The organism is Mycoavidus sp. HKI, assembly GCF_020023735.2.
GTDB lineage: Bacteria > Pseudomonadota > Gammaproteobacteria > Burkholderiales > Burkholderiaceae > Mycoavidus.
Window position 1 is genome coordinate 1,778,762 of the sequence record NZ_CP076444.2, and the last position, 18,851, is coordinate 1,797,612.

The window sequence follows — 18,851 nt, forward strand, 5'->3', positions numbered from 1 at the left end:
CTTTTACTTAATCTGTCATTAGTCTCTATAGACGAAGGCTTTTTTATCTGGTGACAAACCTATCACCGATAAATAAAGCATCAATTGCTGTGCCCTGAAATGTTTTTATGGCATCAGATGGGGTGCAAACAATCGGCTCGCTGTCGTTGAATGAGGTATTCAGCACGAGCGGCACTCCCGTTTTATCAAAAAAATGCGAGATCAATGCATGGAACTCCGGATTGCTCTCTTTGCGCACCATTTGAACCCGGGCTGAATCATCTTTGTGTAATATCGCGGGGATCATTTTTCGACGATCCTGTTTCGCTGGACAGGTGAAAAGCATATATTGGTGGCTCAAAGAGTCTTGTCCCAACTCAAACCAGTCAGCTGCCTCTTCGGCCAACACGCTCGGCGCAAAAGGACGAAATTCCTCGCGGTGTTTAACCTTCACATTCAGCACTTCGCGGATTAACGGATTGCGCGGATCCGCTAGCAATGAGCGATTGCCAAGCGCACGTGGACCGAACTCCATCCGACCTTGGAACCAGGCAACAATCTTGCCATCGGCGATCATATGCGCTACGTCGTGTGCGGGATTGTTGGACTGCTTTGCCTGCAAACCAGCCTCCTGAAAGGCCTGCACAATATCGACATCTGAGAATTTCGGGCCAAGATAGGGATTACTATCCACATGCAATGAGCGTATATCGGAGTGAGAATAATAATGGTGAAGTGCCGCTCCAACCGCCGTCCCAGAATCATGCGGAGCAGTAGGGATATAGATATTTGAGAATATCCCGCTGTCTTTAAGCACCGAATTGCTCACGCAGTTCAGTGCTACGCCCCCTGCATAACATAGATTATCTGCCCCTGACAGCGCGCGAAGCTCGCGAGCCAGGCCGAGTATTGCTTGATCGGTCGCCTCTTGCAGCGCGGCAGCAAGATGGTAATGACGGTCCGTAATCGGCTCATGATCCGAACGAGCTACGCCGAATAATTTCTCGAGTTGACCGAAATCTGGCAGACGAAAACATGCAATCGCCGGATCAACCTGATATCGACCTTCGTTCAGATGCAAAAGCTTTTGGAAGTCTTCTCTAAAGACAGCCGGATCCCCATAAGCTGCCAAGCCCATGACTTTGCACGCATCATATTCTGAAAACCCTAAATATTTACTGAGCTTCTCCCACAAAAATCCGAGTGAATGCGGGTAATAGATTTGATCTAGGGTTGCGATGTGCGTCCCTTTCCCATGCGCAAACAATGTACATCCGGCTTCGCCAATGCCGTCAACAACTAGGATTGCGGCCTGCTCAAAGCCAGATGGGTAAAAACTGGAAGCTGCATGGGCGATGTGATGAGGCACAAATGAAAATTGATCACCAAAGTGTCGACCCAAGAATTGATCTATTGCTTTAGGGATTTGGCGAAGTTCGGAGAGAAATATTTTTTCACCCTCAGCACTTCCCCAATCACCTGGCTGGCTTAATGAATCGAGCTCAAATTCTTGCTGCCTCATGGAGGGATCAAATGAATACGCAACCCCATCTAAATCAGCGGCCGTCAAGCCTGCATGAGCAAGACAAAAACGAATACTGTTTTCAGGTAGTTCAGTTGGGCTAGTGACGCTTGCCTCTTTAGCATGTTTTTTTCGTGTGAATCTCTCTTCTTCTACAGCCGCTATGATTTTGCCATCTATGACAAGTGATGCGGATGACTCGTGATAGGCAGAATTAATTCCTAGAATACGCATAATCTTACTTCTCCTCCATTAGAAAATTGAATAATACGAACCTCTAAATGAGCTAAGCTTCCTAAAAAATACATCCCAATAGAACGCTCACTTCTTTATCTGCAAAGCAAAGACACGCCTATGATCCTCCAGTAGAATGGGTTAAGTTAAAAACTCCTCCTCGTTTTGGGGAGGCTGACGCCTCATTAACTCATTTAGCTTCTGTGCCAGAATACGACCCATTTCAATCATTGGCGCCGGCTGATCCATGTCATCGTGTGTACAGTGGATATCATAAGCTTCAATATCCCCAAGAACATAAGGCTTCCATAAATCAGGTGAGGGGAGCGGGATAGATTCATCCTCTTCTATTGTTGCCCTAAAGAAGAGCATGTCGCCGCAATAAATACGTGGGGAAAAACTCTTTAAAAGGTGTATATTATTTTTTAACGCATCTCGGGTTTTTTCCCATAAATATTCTCCCGCATCAGGCATATTTTCATCGCCATAGCGAGCAAGAAGCTTAATATAGAAAGCCTCTTGCATCGTTTCTAGTTCATCATCCTGCTGCGCAGAATCTGGGTAACTATCCAACAAAGCCAACAACGCTACTTTTTCACCTTGTTGCTCGAGTTGAGTGGCCATGGCGTGCACAACTTTGCCGCCAAAGGACCAGCCCAACAAATAGTAAGGTCCATTAGGCTGAATACGGCGGATTTGCCGGATATAGTCTGATGCCATGGCATCGATGGTTTCCGCAAGCGGCGGCACGCCATTAAGCCCACGGGCTTGCAGACCGTAGACCGGTTGGTCTGCGTCAAACTGGCTAACCAGGCCCATATAATGCCAACTCAAGCCATTAACGGCGTGCACGCAAAAAAGAGGCGGCTGGGTGCCTGTGGGTTTGATCGGAAGCAAGACATCAAATGAATCGTCTTGGGTACCATCTCGCTTAAGAAGGCGTTGTGCTAAACCTGCAATAGTAGGCACATCAAACAGCATGCGGATGGTGATCTCGATACCCAATGTGGAACGAATACGACTGATCAAGCGCACAGCGAGCAGCGAATGGCCACCGAGCGCGAAGAAGCTGTCGTGACGGCTGATTTGCTCGATATTGAGCAACTCGGCCCAGATGTCCGCGAGAGTAGTCTCGACCTTGCCTTGCGGGGCCTCATACGCCTGGCGGGCAAAGGCTTCACCATCCGGCGCGGGCAGCGCCCGGCGATCGAGTTTGCCATTAGGTGTCAGGGGCAGTGCATCCAAGCGCACGAAGGCGGCTGGCATCATATACTCAGGTAACCGGGTCGTGAGGTACGAACGTAGCGTGCTGGCGAGCTGTTCGTCAGGTTCCGCCACAACATAGGCAATGAGCCGCTTGTCGCTACCCTCGCCCAGCGCGAGCAGAGCAGCTGCGCGCACCTGCGGATGCTCAACGAGGCGTGCCTCGATCTCACCCGGCTCAATCCGAAAGCCACGGATCTTGACCTGATCGTCATTGCGGCCAAGGTATTCGAGAACGCCATTAGACAAGTAGCGAGCCAAGTCGCCTGTCTTGTACATGCGCGCCTCTTCATTCTTGCTAAACGGATCGCGAAGGAAGCGCTCTGCGGTCAATTCAGGACGATTCAGATAACCACGCGCGACACCAGCGCCACCAATGTACAGTTCACCTATCGCGCCCAGCGGCACGGGCTGGCCATAAGCATCCAGTAAATAAACCTTAAGATCCGGAATCCGCACCCCAATCAGGCTACCGGTTTGATGACTATCCTGTGGTTGCAACGGTCGATAGGTGACATGCACAGTGGTTTCCGTAATGCCATACATGTTCACCAATTGGGGAGAGTGTTCAGAGCGGGTGGCGTACCACGTCTGCAAGATGGTAGGCTCAAGCGCCTCGCCGCCGAAGATGACATAACGTAAACTGTCCTGTAATTCACTTTGCGCTTGGCTGACGATGAATGTCTTAAAAGCACTGGGCGTCTGATTCAATACAGTGATCCCTTGTTCGCACACCAAGCGGTAAAATTCCTGCGGCGAGCGGGCAATATGATGTGGTACGAGCACGAGCTTGCCGCCATAGCGTAAGGCTCCCCATAGCTCCCAAACAGAGAAATCGAAGGCGAACGAGTGAAATAGGCACCAGGTATCATGCGAGTTAAAGTGATACCAAGATTCTGTGGCGTCAAATAGTCGAACAATCTGAGCGTGTTCGACCATCACTCCCTTGGGCATGCCGGTGGAGCCGGAAGTGTAGATCACATAGGCAAGGTGATGAGAGGTCAGCTCAGGGACCTGCGGATTGGTAATAGGCAATTCCGGCAGTCTATTCGGATCAAGCACGGTCAACGAGGCAAGCGCCGTCTTGCCCAGTGCAGTGCGTCCAGCCACATCAGCGATCAGGATCGACGGCGTCGCATCGGCGAGGATGTGCGTAAGACGCTCGCTCGAATACGCTGGATCGAGTGGCACATAGGCGCCACCTGCTTTCAAGATCGCCAGTACCCCCGCCACTATCGCCGGTGAGCGCTCGACACAGATCGCCACACGCGTATCAGGTTGAACGCCCAACTCAATCAGCTGATGCGCAAGGCAGTTGGCGCGCGCATTCAATTCAGCATAGCTTAATACTTGATCCTCATACACTAATGCGGTGGCTTCTGGGGTGCGTTCGACTTGCTCTTCAAACAATTGGTGAATGCATGGGTATTCTGGAGAAGATACTGCTGTCGTGTTACAGCTCTGAAGCAAATGCTCGCGCTCCTCAATTGGCAATACCTCCAGTCGCCAAACCGGCATATCAGGTTCGTGCTCCAGCGCTTCAGCTAGGCTTTGCAGCGTTTGCTGCATATAGCCACACACCCGGGCCGAGTCGAGTGGCTGCACGACCTGGGCGGTCAGTCCGAGCGCTGTTCCAAAATCCTCTACAGACAACATGAACGGGTAGTTAGTACGTTCCTGTGCACCGAGGAATTCAATACCAGTCGCAATCGTGCTCTCGTTCGACGACATCGCATTATGCCGATAATTCAGGAGCGCGCTAAACAACGGCGTGCCAGCCGGCACGCTACTGCAGCGTTGCGCTAACGCGAGCGACGCGTGTTCATGCTCAAGCAACGCAGCCAGGTGCGCATGGACCTGGCGCACGCTGTCTTGAACACTGCGATTGTCCAAGTCAATACGCAGCGGCAATGTATTGATGAATAGACCCATGGCACGGTCAGCTCCCTCGCCGGCTTGCATGCGCCCGAATAACACGGTACCAAACACCACTCGCTGTTGGCCGCTGGCGCGGGCAATCACCTGAGCCCAGGCTAGATGGCATAAACTGGCCAAACTCACGCCCAACCGTTTGGCCTGAGCACGTAGGCGATTATTTAAATCCTGCGGTAGCATCCGGTGCGATTCTGTGACTTGAGATCCATCGCGATAGATTTCGGCCAGTCCAAAGGGCAGCGTGGACTCATCCACGTCGGCTAACATGTCTGTGAAGAAGCGCTCGTGCGCTTGCTGGCTCAACCCTAAACGCGCCCGCGCTACCAGGTTGCGAAAGGGTTGAGGAGACTGCAGGGCATCGCCCCGACCGTCAAGGAACGCCTGAATCTCAACACACATCTCTTCAGCCGTCGAGTGATCACCGATCAGATGATGCAGCAACTGGAACAATAACCAGCGACCATCACTATCTTGCGCAACTACGAAGCGCAGCAACGGGGCTTGAGTCAAATCAATGCGATGGTAACGGGGATCGAAACGCTGGGCTAATTGTTCAGTGATCAGTCCATTGACTAGATCCAAGGAGAGTTCTGTGATCGACAGCGGCGCGTGACGCCAGACCACCTGGGCGGGCGTAGATAAACCCTCCCAAACAAAGGCAGTGCGCAGGATGTCGTGGCGCTTGACTACCTGCCGGACAGCGTCCAGGTAGCAATCGAGCCGCTCTCGGTCGGCAAAAGCCATCTGAGAGGTCAGCAAATACGGATCACCTTTAGTCGCCAGCAGGTGGTGGAACAAAATGCCATCCTGCAGTGGAGACAATGCATAGATATCCTGGATATTGGCCACCCCATCTGGGGTTTGTTCTACGATACAGTCGATCTCAGCTTGAGCGAAGTCGATCAACGGCAACAAGTCGGGCGTTAGCTTAACAGTGTTAGGTGTAATGAGATTGGGCGGGGTGGGCACTTCGTGGTGTTGACCCAGAGATTGAGCCAACACACTGAGCGTGGGCGTATCGAACAGCGTGCGCACCGAGACTGTTAGGCCAAGGTGACGCAGGCGTTCGATCATCTGCACGGCAAGCAGCGAATGTCCGCCGAGTTCGAAGAAGCTGTCGTGACGGCTGACATGCTCCAGACCCAACAATTCAGTCCAGATCGCGGCGAGCGCAGTCTCGATCTCGCCTCGTGGCGCTTCATACGCCTGACGAGCAAAAGCCTCGTTGTCCGGAGTTGGTAGCGCTCGGCGGTCAAGCTTGCCACTGGGGGTCAGTGGAAGCATATCCAAGCGCACGAAAGCGGCCGGCACCATATACTCAGGCAATCCAGTCGCGAGGTACGCGCGCAGGGCACTCGCGAGCTGCTCGTCCGGTTCAGCTACGACATAAGCGACGAGGCGCTTGTCGCTGTGCTCGCCCAGCGCGAGTACAGTAGCCTCGCGCACCTGCGGATGCTCGACAAGGCGCGCCTCGATCTCGCCGGGTTCGATTCTAAAGCCGCGGATCTTGACCTGATGGTCGTTACGGCCCAAGAACTCCAAATTTCCGTCGGGCAGATAGCGGGCCAGGTCACCTGTCTTATACATGCGTGCCTCCTCACAATCGCTGAAAGGATCAGGGCGGAACCGCTCCGCGGTCAATTCTGGGCGATTCAAATAACCGCGCGTGACACCCACTCCACCAATGTATAGTTCGCCGACCGCACCCAGCGGCACGAGCTGCCCGTATGCGTCCAACAGGTAAATTCGTGTGTTCGCAATCGGTCGGCCAATAGGGACCGCTTTACTATTGAGGTCATGTGAGTAACGCCATATAGTAGCGCTAACGGTTGTTTCCGTTGGGCCGTAGGCATTGAAGATGACACCTTGGTGACTCAAGTTTCGAAGCAATGGTGCAGTGGGCGCTTCCCCCCCCAGAATCAGTGTCAGAGATATGCTCAGGCTAGGCAAATTCTCACCATTTCCGAGCAGCGCAGGCGTTAAATTAGCGTGAGTGATTGTATATCTTGCCAAATAGTCCCATAAAGCATTTCGATCACGACGGACACTATCGGGAGGTAGATACAAGCCGGCGCCGCAGCCTAAGGTCATGAAAATTTCCCCTACACTTATGTCGAAACTGAGAGAGGCAAACTGCAAGACCCGGCTGGATGGGAGAATCCCAAAATGAACCGTCTGCGCCTGGGCGAGATTCACTATCCCTCGATGCTCGACCATCACGCCCTTGGGCATGCCGGTGGAGCCGGAGGTGTAGATCACATAGGCAAGGTGATGTGGAGTCAGATCTGGGATCTGCGGATTGGTAATGGGCGCTTCCGGCACTCTATTTGGATCAAGCACCGTCAGCGAGGCAAGGGCCACCTCGCCCAGCGAGGCGCGTCCAGCCGCGTCGGCTAGCAAGATCGCCGGCGCCGCATCGGTGAGAATGTACGTAAGACGCTCGCTCGGATATGCCGGATCAAGCGGGACATAGGCACCGCCCGCTTTCAGGATCGCTAACAGCCCCACCACCAACGCCGGTGAACGTTCCACACAGATCGCTACGCGCACGTCCGGCGCAACCCCCAACTCAGTGAGTTTATGCGCGAGGCGATTGGCGCATGTATTGAGTTCAGCATAACTCAATACTTGATTCTCATATACTAGTGCGGTGGCATCCGGCATGCACTCGACTTGTACTTCGAACAACTGGTGGAGGCACAGACGTGCCGGATACGGTGCTGCTGTTGCGTTCCACGTCTGAAGCAACAACTCTCGTTCAGTGTCAGGTAACACCTCCAGTTGCCGCGCCGGGGTTTGGGGGGCGTGCTCTAGCGCCTTAACGAGACTTTCTAGCGCCTGCTGCATATAGCTACACACCCGATCAGGATCAAACGGTTGCACGATCTGAGCAGTCAGTCCCAGCGCCTCACCGAAATCTTCCACCGATAACCCGAACGGGTAGTTGTCACGCTCCTCTGCGCGCAACAATTCGATGCCTGGCATCATTTGACTCTCACCCGACGGCATTGCATTGTGCCGATAGTTCAGCAACGCGCTAAAAAGGGGGGTACCGGGCGGTACGCTACTGCAGCGTTGTGCTAATGCCAGCGACGCATGTTCATGTTCGAGCAGTGCGGCCACGCGCGCATGGGTATCGCGCACGCTGTCCTCGACACCGCGATCATCCAAATCAATGCGCAACGGCAGAGTATTGATGAACGGACCCATCGCGCGGTCAGCTCCCTCACCGGCTTGCATGCGCCCGAACAGGACGGTGCCAAATACCACCCGCTGCTGGCCACTAGTGCGCGCGAGCACCTGAGCCCAGGCCAGATGGCATAGACTGGCTAAGCTCACACCTAGCCGTCTGGCCTGAGCCCGCAGACGATCGTTCAAATCCTGCGACAGCATCCGATGCGAGTCAGTAACTTGGGATCCGTCGCGATGGATCTCGGCCAACCCAAAGGGCAGCGTGGGCTCTTCCAAGTCAGCCAATATGTCGGTAAAAAAGCGTTCGTGCGCTTGTTGACTCAATCCTAAGCGTGCCTGCGCCACCAGGTTGCGGAACGGCTGAGGAGCCTGCAAAGTGCCGCCATGACCTTCGAGGAATGCCTGAATTTCGGCATTCATCCTCTTCAGCGATGAGTTATCATCAATGAGATGGTGCAGCAACTGGATTAGCAACCAGCGGCCATGATTGTCCTGCGCAATCACGAAACGCAACAATGGCGCCTGGGTCAAATCGATACGATATTGGCGAGGATTAAAGCGCTGGGCTAGTTGTTCAGTGATTGGTCCATTGGCTGGATCCAAGAAGAGTTCCGTAATAGACAGCGACGCCTGACGCCAGACTACCTGGGCTGGCGTGGACAGATGCTCCCAGACAAAGGCGGTACGCAGGATATCGTGGCGATTGACCACCTGCTGAACTGCCTCCAGATAACGATCAAGCAACGCCCGGTTGGCGAAGGCCATCTGGGCGATCTGCAGATAAGGATCGCCCTCAGTTGCCAGTAGGTGGTGAAACAGCATCCCGTCTTGCAGCGGAGATAGTGCGTAGATATCCTGGATATTAGCCACCCCGCCAGGAGTCTGTTCAACGATACAATCGATCTCTGTTTGAGTAAGGTTGATCAGTGGCAACAGGTTTGGCGTCAGCGTAGCGGTGTCAAGCGTAATGAGATTGGGCGGTGCGGCCACTTCTCGATGTTGGCCCAAAGTCTGAGCTAACACGCTAAGCGTAGGCGTATCGAACAGTGCACGCACAGAGACCGTTAAACCGAGGCGACGCAAGCGCTCAATCATCTGCACGGCAAGCAGCGAATGGCCGCCGAGTGCGAAGAAGCTGTCGTGACGACTGATCTGTTCGATATTGAGCAGCTCGACCCAGATGTCCGCTAGAGCAGTCTCGACCTTGCCTTGCGGGGCTTCATACGCCTGACGGGCAAAGGCCTCACCATCCGGCGCGGGCAGCGCCCGGCGATCGAGCTTGCCATTGGGTGTCAGGGGCAGTGCATCCAAGCGCACGAAGGCGGCTGGCATCATATACTCAGGCAACCGGGTCGTGAGGTGCGAACGTAGCGTGCTGGCGAGCTGTTCGTCAGGTTCCGTCACAACATAGGCAATGAGCCGCTTGTCGCTACCCTCGCCCAGCGCGAGCAGAGCAGCTGCGCGCACCTGCGGATGCTCAACGAGCCGTGCCTCGATCTCACCCGGCTCAATCCGAAAGCCACGGATCTTGACCTGATCGTCATTGCGGCCAAGGTATTCGAGAACGCCATTAGACAAGTAGCGAGCCAAGTCGCCTGTCTTGTACATGCGCGCCTCTTCATTCTTGCTAAACGGATCACGCAGGAAGCGCTCAGCGGTCAATTCAGGACGATTCAGATAACCACGCGCGACACCAGCGCCACCAATGTACAGTTCACCTATCGCGCCCAGCGGCACGGGCTGGCCATAAGCATCCAGTAAATAGACCTTAAGATCCGGAATCCGCACCCCAATCAGGCTACCAGTTTGATGACTATCCTGTGGTTGCAACGGTCGATAGGTGACATGCACAGTGGTTTCCGTAATGCCATACATGTTCACCAATTGGGGAGAGTGTTCAGAGCGGGTGGCGTACCACGCCTGCAAGATGGTAGGCTCAAGCGCCTCGCCGCCGAAGATGACATAACGTAAACCGTCCTGTAATTCACTTTGCGCTTGGCTGACGATGAATGTCTTAAAAGCACTGGGCGTCTGATTCAATACAGTAATCCCTTGTTCGCACACCAAGCGGTAAAATTCCTGCGGCGAGCGGGCAATATGATGTGGTACGAGCACGAGCTTGCCGCCATAGCGTAAGGCTCCCCATAGCTCCCAAACGGAGAAATCAAAGGCGAACGAATGAAATAGGCACCACGTATCATGCGAGTTAAAGTGATACCAAGATTCTGTGGCGTCAAATAGTCGAACAATCTGAGCGTGTTCGACCATCACCCCCTTGGGCGTGCCGGTGGAGCCGGAAGTGTAGATCACATAGGCGAGATGATGAGAGGTCAGCTCAGGGACCTGCGGATTGGTGATAGGCGATTCCGGCAGCCTATTCGGATCAAGCACGGTCAACGAGGCGAGAGCCGTCTTGCCCAGTGCAGTGCGCCCAGCCACATCAGCGATCAGGATCGACGGCGTCGCATCGGTGAGGATGTGCGTAAGACGCTCGCTCGAATACGCTGGATCGAGTGGCACATAGGCGCCACCTGCTTTCAAGATCGCCAGTACCCCCACCACTATCGCCGGTGAGCGCTCGACACAGATCGCCACACGCGTATCAGGTTGAACGCCCAACTCAATCAGCTGATGCGCAAGGCAGTTGGCGCGCGCATTCAATTCAGCATAGCTTAATACTTGATCCTCGTACACTAATGCGGTGGCTTCTGGGGTGCGTTCGACTTGCTCCTCAAACAATTGGTGAATGCATGGATACTCTGGAAACGACGCTGCTGTCGTATTACAGGTCTGGAGCAAATGCTCGCGCTCCTCAATTGGCAATACCTCCAGTCGCCAAACCGGCATGTCAGGTTCGTGCTCCAGCGCTTCAGCTAGGCTTTGCAGCGTTTGCTGCATATAGCCACACACCCGGGCCGAGTCGAGTGGCTGCACGACCTGGGCGGTCAGTCCGAGCGCTGTTCCGAAATCCTCTACAGACAACATGAACGGATAGTTAGTACGCTCCTGTGCGCCGAGGAATTCAATACCAGTCAAAGCAGGGCTCGCGCTCGACGATATCGCATTATGCCGATAATTCAGGAGCGCGCTAAACAACGGCGTGCCAGCCGGCACACTACTGCAGCGTTGCGCTAACGCGAGCGACGCGTGTTCATGCTCAAGCAACGCAGCCAGGTGCGCATGGACTTGGCGCACGCTGTCTTGAACACTGCGATTGTCCAAGTCAATACGCAGCGGCAATGTATTGATGAACAGGCCCATGGCACGGTCAGCTCCCTCGCCGGCTTGCATGCGCCCGAATAACACGGTACCAAACACCACTCGCTGTTGGCCGCTGGCGCGGGCAATCACCTGAGCCCAGGCTAGATGGCATAAACTGGCCAAACTCACGCCCAACCGTTTGGCCTGAGCACGTAGGCGATTGTTTAAGTCCTGCGGTAGCATCCGGTGCGATTCTGTGACTTGAGATCCATCGCGATAGATTTCGGCTAGCCCAAAGGGCAGCGTGGACTCTTCCACGTCGGCTAACATGTCTGTGAAGAAGCGCTCGTGCGCTTGCTGGCTCACCCCTAAACGCGCCTGCGCTACCAGGTTGCGAAAGGGTTGAGGAGACGGCAGGGCATCGCCCCGACCGTCAAGGAATGCCTGAATCTCAACACGCATCTCTTCGGCCGTCGAGTGATCACCAATCAGATGGTGCATCAACTCGATCAATAACCAGCGGCCATCACTATCCTGCGCAACTATGAAGTGCAGCAACGGAGCTTGAGTCAAATCAATGCGATGGTGACGGGGATCGAAACGCTGGATGAGTTGCTCGATGACCGGTCCATCGGCTGGATCTAAGGTGAGCTCCGTGATCGACACTGGCGCGCGACGCCAAACTACCTGAGCTGGCATAGACAAGCTCTCCCAGACAAAGGCGGTGCGCAGGATATCGTGGCGCTTTACCACCTGCTGGACAGCGTCCAGGTAGCAATCGAGCCGCTCTCGGTCGGCAAAAGCCATCTGAGAGGTCAGCAAATACGGATCACCTTTAGTCGCCAGCAGGTGGTGGAACAAAATGCCATCCTGCAGTGGAGACAATGCATAGATATCCTGGATATTGGCCACCCCACCTGGCGTTTGTTTAACAATACAGTCGATATCCGCTTGGGTGAGGTCAATCAGTGGCAGCAAGTCTGGTACCAGATTCAACGTATTGAACGTTATAGCATTGGGCGGTACAACTACTTTCTGGTGCTGGCCCAGAGATTGGGCCAACATGCTGAGGGTGGACGTATCAAACAGAGCGCGTACTGAAACTGTCAGGCCTAGGCGACGCAGACGTTCGATCATCTGCACAGCAAGCAGCGAATGGCCACCAAGCGCGAAAAAACTGTCGTGACGACTAACGCGCTCGACCCCGAGCAGTTCGGCCCAGATCGTGGCAAGCACAGTCTCGATCTCGCCTTGCGGGGTTTCATACGTGGGACGGGCAAAAGCCTCATCATCCGGCGTTGGCAGCGCCCGGCGGTCGAGCTTGCCGTTGGGTGTGAGCGGCAACGCATCCAACTGCACGAAGGCGGCCGGCACCATATACTCAGGCAACCCAGTCGCAAGGTGCGCGCGCAGGGTGTTTGCAAGCTGTTCGTCCGGTTCGGCCACGACATAGGCGACCAAGCGCTTGTTGCTGTGTTCACCCAGCGCTAGCACGATAGCTTCGCGCACCTGCGGGTGCTCAACAAGGTGCGTTTCGATCTCGCCAGGTTCGATCCGAAAACCGCGGATCTTGACCTGATGATCATTGCGCCCGAGGAACTCCAGATTGCCATCAGGCAGATAGCGAACCAAGTCACCCGTCTTATACATCCAGGCATCCTCACAATCGCTGAACAGATCGGGAAGAAAACGCTCAGCGGTCAATTCGGGACGGTTCAGATAGCCGCGCGCAACACCAGCCCCACCAATATACAGTTCTCCAGCCACCCCTACCGGGGTCAACTGCATTGATGTGTCCAAAATATAGATACGTGTGTTCGCTATCGGTCGACCGATCGTGCGCCAGCGGCAATCACCAGCTGTCACCTCATGGACCGTGGCGCTAATCGTTGTTTCGGTCGGACCGTAAACATTCAACAAGCGCGGTCTATGGCCGGCGACAGCAAACCACGCGGCACGCGCTGATGCACTTAAAGCATCTCCACTAATCATGATCACGCGTGCGCTGCTCGCGATAGGTACACTTTCCTGGGCCAACTGCGTCCAGAATTGGGTAGGCAAATCCATCACGCTGATGCGGTTGGCCTCGCACAGAGACCAGAATTGCTGAGCCCCAGCCAACCAAGCATCAGTGCGCAGCAGCAAGGCTGCGCCAGAGATCAACGTGACAAAAACCTCTCCAACTGAGGCATCGAAGGACAGCGAAGAAAATTGCAACACCCGGTCCTGCGAGCTAAGCTCAAGCCGCTGAGCCATTGCCGTCACTAGGTTAACCACGCTCCGGTGTTGGACCATGACCCCTTTGGGCCGACCTGTAGAACCTGAGGTATAGATCACATAGGCCAAATGCTCGGCACTCAGTGCAAGCTTATGCGGATTAGGATTGCGACTGCTTCGGCGCTTCCATTGACCTGCGTCAGCCTGCAAATCCAGAACTGGCACATCGACTCCCAGACATTGGACCACAGCAGCGTGCGGCGGACCGATGCTGAGTAGGACCACCGGCGCACTGTCCGTCACCATGTCAACTAAACGTTCAGGGGGATAGTTAGGGTCCAACGGCACGTAGGCTCCACCCGCCTTGAGCGTGGCGAGCATCCCCACGACCATCTCTATGCTGGGCTGTGCGTACAGGGCTACGCGGCTGTCAGGGCACACGCCTAGGAGTATCAAATGGTGGGCGAGGCAGTTAGCCCGCGCATTCAATTCCGTATAACTGATTACCTGGTCCTCATGCACCAGTGCAGTATTGTCCGGTGTGCGCTTGACCTGCGCTTCGAACAACTGGTGGAGACACTGATGTGCCGGATACGGCGTCGCCATCTCGCTTCCCATCTGAAGCAGCAATTCACGTTCGGTGACAGGCAATACTTCCAGCTGTCGCGCAGGGATTTGAGGGGTGTGTTCTAGCGCCTGAGCTAGGCTTTCCAGCGCTTGCTGCATATAGCCACATACCCGATCGGGATGGAACGGCTGAACGATCTGGACAGTCAGCTTCAGCGCCTGTCCAGAGTCATCTATCGATAGCCCTAACGGGTAATTATCACGTTCCTCTATATGCAACAATTCGATGCCGGGCATCGTTCGACTTTCGCCCGATAACATCGCATTGTGCCGGTAGTTCAACAGCGCACTAAAGAGAGGAGCACCGGCCGGCACGCTACTGCAGCGCTGGGCTAATGCCAGTGACGCATGTTCATGTTCGAGCAATGCAGCCAGACGTGCATGGGTATCGCGTACGCTGTCCTCGACACCGGTGTCATCTAGATCAACGCGTAGCGGCAGCGTGTTGATGAACAGCCCCATCACACAATCGGCTCCCTCACCGGCTTGCATGCGCCCAAACAGGACTGTGCCAAATACCACCCGCTGTTGGCCGCTGGCGCGCGCGAGTACCTGAGCCCAAGCCAAATGGCACAGACTAGCCAAACTCACGCCTAACCGTTTTGCCTGAGCCCGCAGACGATCGTTTAAGTCCTGCGGTAGCACCTGGCGCGTTTCGGTGACCTGGGATCCGTCGCGATGGATCTCAGCCAGTCCAAACGGCAGCGTGGGCTCTTCAATATCGGCCAGCATCTCCGTAAAGAAGTGCTCGTGCATTTCCTCGCCTAGTCCTAAGCGCACCTGAGCTATCAGGTTGCGGAACGGCTGTGGAGCTGGCAGCGCATCGCCCCGGTTTTCCAAGAAAGCTTGCACTTCGGCATTCATCAATTCCAGCGTCGAGTGATCGCCAATCAGATGGTGCAGCAGTTGGACCAGCAGCCAGCGGCCATCGCTGTCCTGTGCGATTATGAATCGCAGTAGTGGAGCCTGAGTCAAGTCGATACGATATTGGCGGGGGTCAAAGCGCTGAACCAATTGCTCGATGACCGGTCCATCGGACGGATCCAGGGTGAGCGTCGTGATCGACAGAGGCGCCTGACGCCAGACCACCTGGACTGGTGTGGATAAATTTTTCCATACAAAGGCGGTACGCAGGATATCGTGGCGCTTAACCACTTGATGGACCGCGTTTAGGTAACGATCGAGCAACGTCCGGTTGTCAAAAGCCATCTGGGCAACCAATAGATATGGATCGCCCTCGGTCGCCAGCAGGTGATGGAACAGAATACCGTCTTGCAGCGGTGACAAGGCGTAGACGTCCTGGATATTGCCCACCCCGCCTGGGGTGTGTGCAACAATCCAGTCGATTTCAGTTTGCGTGAGGTCGATGAGCGGCAGCAGGTCTGGCGTTAGCGTGCTAGTGTCAGGGGTAATAAGATTGGGGGGGGCAGCCACTTCGCAATGTTGACCTAGAGATTGAGCCAGCACGCTAAGCGTAGGCGTGTCGAACAGGGCGCGCACAGAGACCGTTAGGCCGAGGTGACGCAAACGTTCGATCATCTGCACAGCGATCAGCGAGTGGCCGCCGAGCGCAAAGAAACTGTCATGCCGACTGATGCGCTCCAGACCGAGCAGCTCAGCCCAGATTAAGGCCAGCGCGGTCTCGATTTCGCCTTGCGGTGCCTCATACACCTGACGGGCGAAAGCTTCATCGTCTGGCGCCGGTAGCGCATGGCGGTCGAGTTTACCGTTGGGCGTTAGCGGGAAGGAATCCAAGCGCACGAAGGCAGCCGGCACCATGTATTCGGGTAGCTTAGCCGCGAGGTGCACGCGCAGGGTATAGGCGAGCTGCTCGTCGAATTCGGCCACGACATAGGCAACCAGCCGTTTGTCACTGTTCTTGCCTAACGCAAGTACAATAGCATCATGCACCTGTGGCAATTCAACCATGCGCGCCTCGATCTCGCCGGGCTCGATCCGAAAACCGCGGATTTTGATCTGGTGGTCGTTACGGCCAAGGAAAACCAGATTGCCGTCAGGCAAGTAGCGGGCCAGGTCCCCTGTCTTGTACAAGCGGGCATCTTCAAGATCGCTGAACGGATCAGGAAGGAAGCATTCAACTGTCAATTCAGGTCGGTTCAGATAGCCGCGCGTGACACCAGCACCGCCAATATACAATTCTCCCACCGCGCCTGACGGTACCGGCTGGCGATTGGCATCTAACAGGTAGAGCCGGGTGTTAGCAATCGGCCGGCCAATCGGAACCACTTCACTGCTGAAATCGCGCGAGCAACGCCATACTGTTGTGCCAGCAGTCGTTTCAGTTGGGCCGTAGGCATTGAAGACGGCGCATTGATGGATCAAGTTTCGGAGTAATGTCGTACTAGGCGCCTCAGCTGCCAGAATCAACGTCAGAGGAGTGTCCAGACGGGGCAAATCCTCACCATTCTGCAGCAGCGCGGGGGGTAAGGTAGCGTGGGTGATTGTATGTTTCGCCAAATAATCCCATAGTTTATTCCGATCAAGACGGACCGTATCAGGAGGCAGATATAAGCCTGCGCCACAGCCCAAGGCCATGACGATTTCCCAAACGCTTACATCGAAACTGAAAGAGGCAAACTGCAAGACCCGGCTTGATGAACAAACCCCAAAACAAGCAATCTCCGCCTGGGTGAGATTCACAACGTTTCGATGCTCCACCATCACACCCTTGGGCATGCCAGTAGAACCGGAAGTGTAGATTACATAGGCGAGATGATGGGGAGTAAGCTCAGGGATCTGTGGATTAGTGACGGCCAACTCTGTTAGCGCATGTGGATTGAGTATGGTCAGTGACGCGAGGGCCGCTTCATCTAACGCGGCCCGGCCAGCTGTATCAGCTATCAGGATTGTCGGTGCCGCGTCAGCAAGCATGTGCGCGAGTCGCTCGGGTGGATATGCTGGATCAAGCGGTACATAAGCGCCTCCTGCTTTTAGGATCGCCAGCAGCCCGACCACCATTGCTGGTGAGCGTTCCACACAGATCGCCACGAGCATATCCGGCTTGACGCCCAATTCGATTAATTGGTAAGCAAGGCAGTTAGCCCGCGCATTCAGTTCCGCATAAGTCAGTACCTGATTCTCGTACACGAGCGCAACGGCTTCTGGCGTGCGCTCGACCTGCTCCTCGAACACCTGATGAATGCACTGGTGTTTCGGATACGGCGCTGCCGTTGCATTCCAATCGACTAGCAATTGTCGCCGCTCTGCGGCATCGAGCAGGTCGATGTCACCAATTAGTTGCGTGGGCTCAGTGGCAAAGGCGTTTAGGAATTTTAAAAAACGCCGTTGGTGTGCACTCAGTTCATCTGCTGTATAAAGCGCGGGGTTCGCTTCGAAGTCGATCCGTAACGAACTGTCCTCGGGTAGTACATAGACCGAGATCATCAGATCTTCGACTGGCCCATTGACAAGATTATGATTGGTCGACGAATGCTCGCCAAAAGATAGGCCGCAATCAAATAACATGAGATTGATCATAGGACCAAACAATAGTTGGCTTGACGCTAGCCCAAGCCCTCGCCTTAAGTCTTCACTGCGATAGCGTTGGTGCTGAAGTCCACCTTGAATCTCTTGCGCCGCCTGTTCAAGCAATGAGGATAGGCTCATATCCGACCGCACGGTGAATCGCAGAGGCACAATATTAGACACCATGCCGGGAATGCACCGATTTTCACCAAAACGGGCCGTCACCGGAAGGCCCAACACCACGTCCTGAACGCCTATCCAACGATGAAGATACGCCGCCATGGCAGCCGTCATCAGCTGCGCCAAAAAACGCTTTGCACCAGCAGCGTGAGTGCGCATCGCTTGAGAGGAAAGATAAGTTGTCTGACGAAGATGATAATACAAAGCGGGGGCTTGCCGATTTGCAAGCGTCACCGGTTCGGGCCAGTCCACGCAGTGCTTAAGCCAATAGGTATGATCTTTCGTAAACTGTGCAGAAGCGCGGTAATGAATATCACTTTTCAGCAGTACCGATACCGGTCCGAAGGGGCACTTGTTCGCCACCAAACCGTTGGCCAGCGCGCTATACACCTGCGCCATGCGTTGCACAATGAGGGCACGTCCGGTTCCATCGATCACAATATGGTGATAGCGCTGATACCAAAAAAAACGCTGCGGTGCGATTTGTAACAATGCATAGCCAAACAGCGGGCCATGCAGAAGGTCAATTGGCTGATTGTAGTCGGCTCTCATCCAAGCTTCAGCGGCCGCCTGAGGATCAGCGTCTGCACTGACATCAATCAAAGGTAACGACCAATCCGGTGAACCGACAAATTGTTGAAAGCCATCACCACTTTCAATGAACTGAAGGCGTAAACTTTCTGCTTCTTCGACCACCTGCCGCAAAGCTGCCTCAAACAAAACCGGGTCAACAGCACCCTGGATTTCCGTAAACTGACCAATATTGTAAGCCGGGCTATCGAGATTGAGTTGCTGCGCGAGCCATATCTCCGTTTGCGCAGCAGATAAAGGATAGACTACCGGATTGGAGCAAGCAGGCATAAGTCACCTAGAGAAAAAGTTAGAGGTCGGCCACAGATTGGTGGACCGTACTAAAAAAACTTAAACCACTACAGAATTAAACAGATGCCAGCACACCAACCGAAGAATCAGCGCGCTTGGTAAACAATACTATTTCAAACTCACATATCAATCA

2 protein-coding genes are annotated in these 18,851 nt (G+C 54.6%); both read right to left on the minus strand.

All coding sequences use genetic code 11. From position 1 onward, the window contains the following. Nucleotides 1-43: 43 nt before the first annotated feature. Nucleotides 44-1,735: a carbamoyltransferase C-terminal domain-containing protein gene (locus tag KMZ15_RS06980; RefSeq protein ID WP_223692009.1), complete on the minus strand. Its 1,692-nt coding sequence runs from the start codon at nucleotides 1,733-1,735 to the stop codon at nucleotides 44-46. Between the two features lie 141 nt (nucleotides 1,736-1,876). Beyond that, the gene (locus KMZ15_RS06985; RefSeq protein WP_223692010.1) at nucleotides 1,877-18,697 is read right to left on the minus strand and encodes a non-ribosomal peptide synthetase; all 16,821 of its coding nucleotides are present in this window, start codon (nucleotides 18,695-18,697) and stop codon (nucleotides 1,877-1,879) included. Between the last annotated feature and the right edge of the window lie 154 nt (nucleotides 18,698-18,851).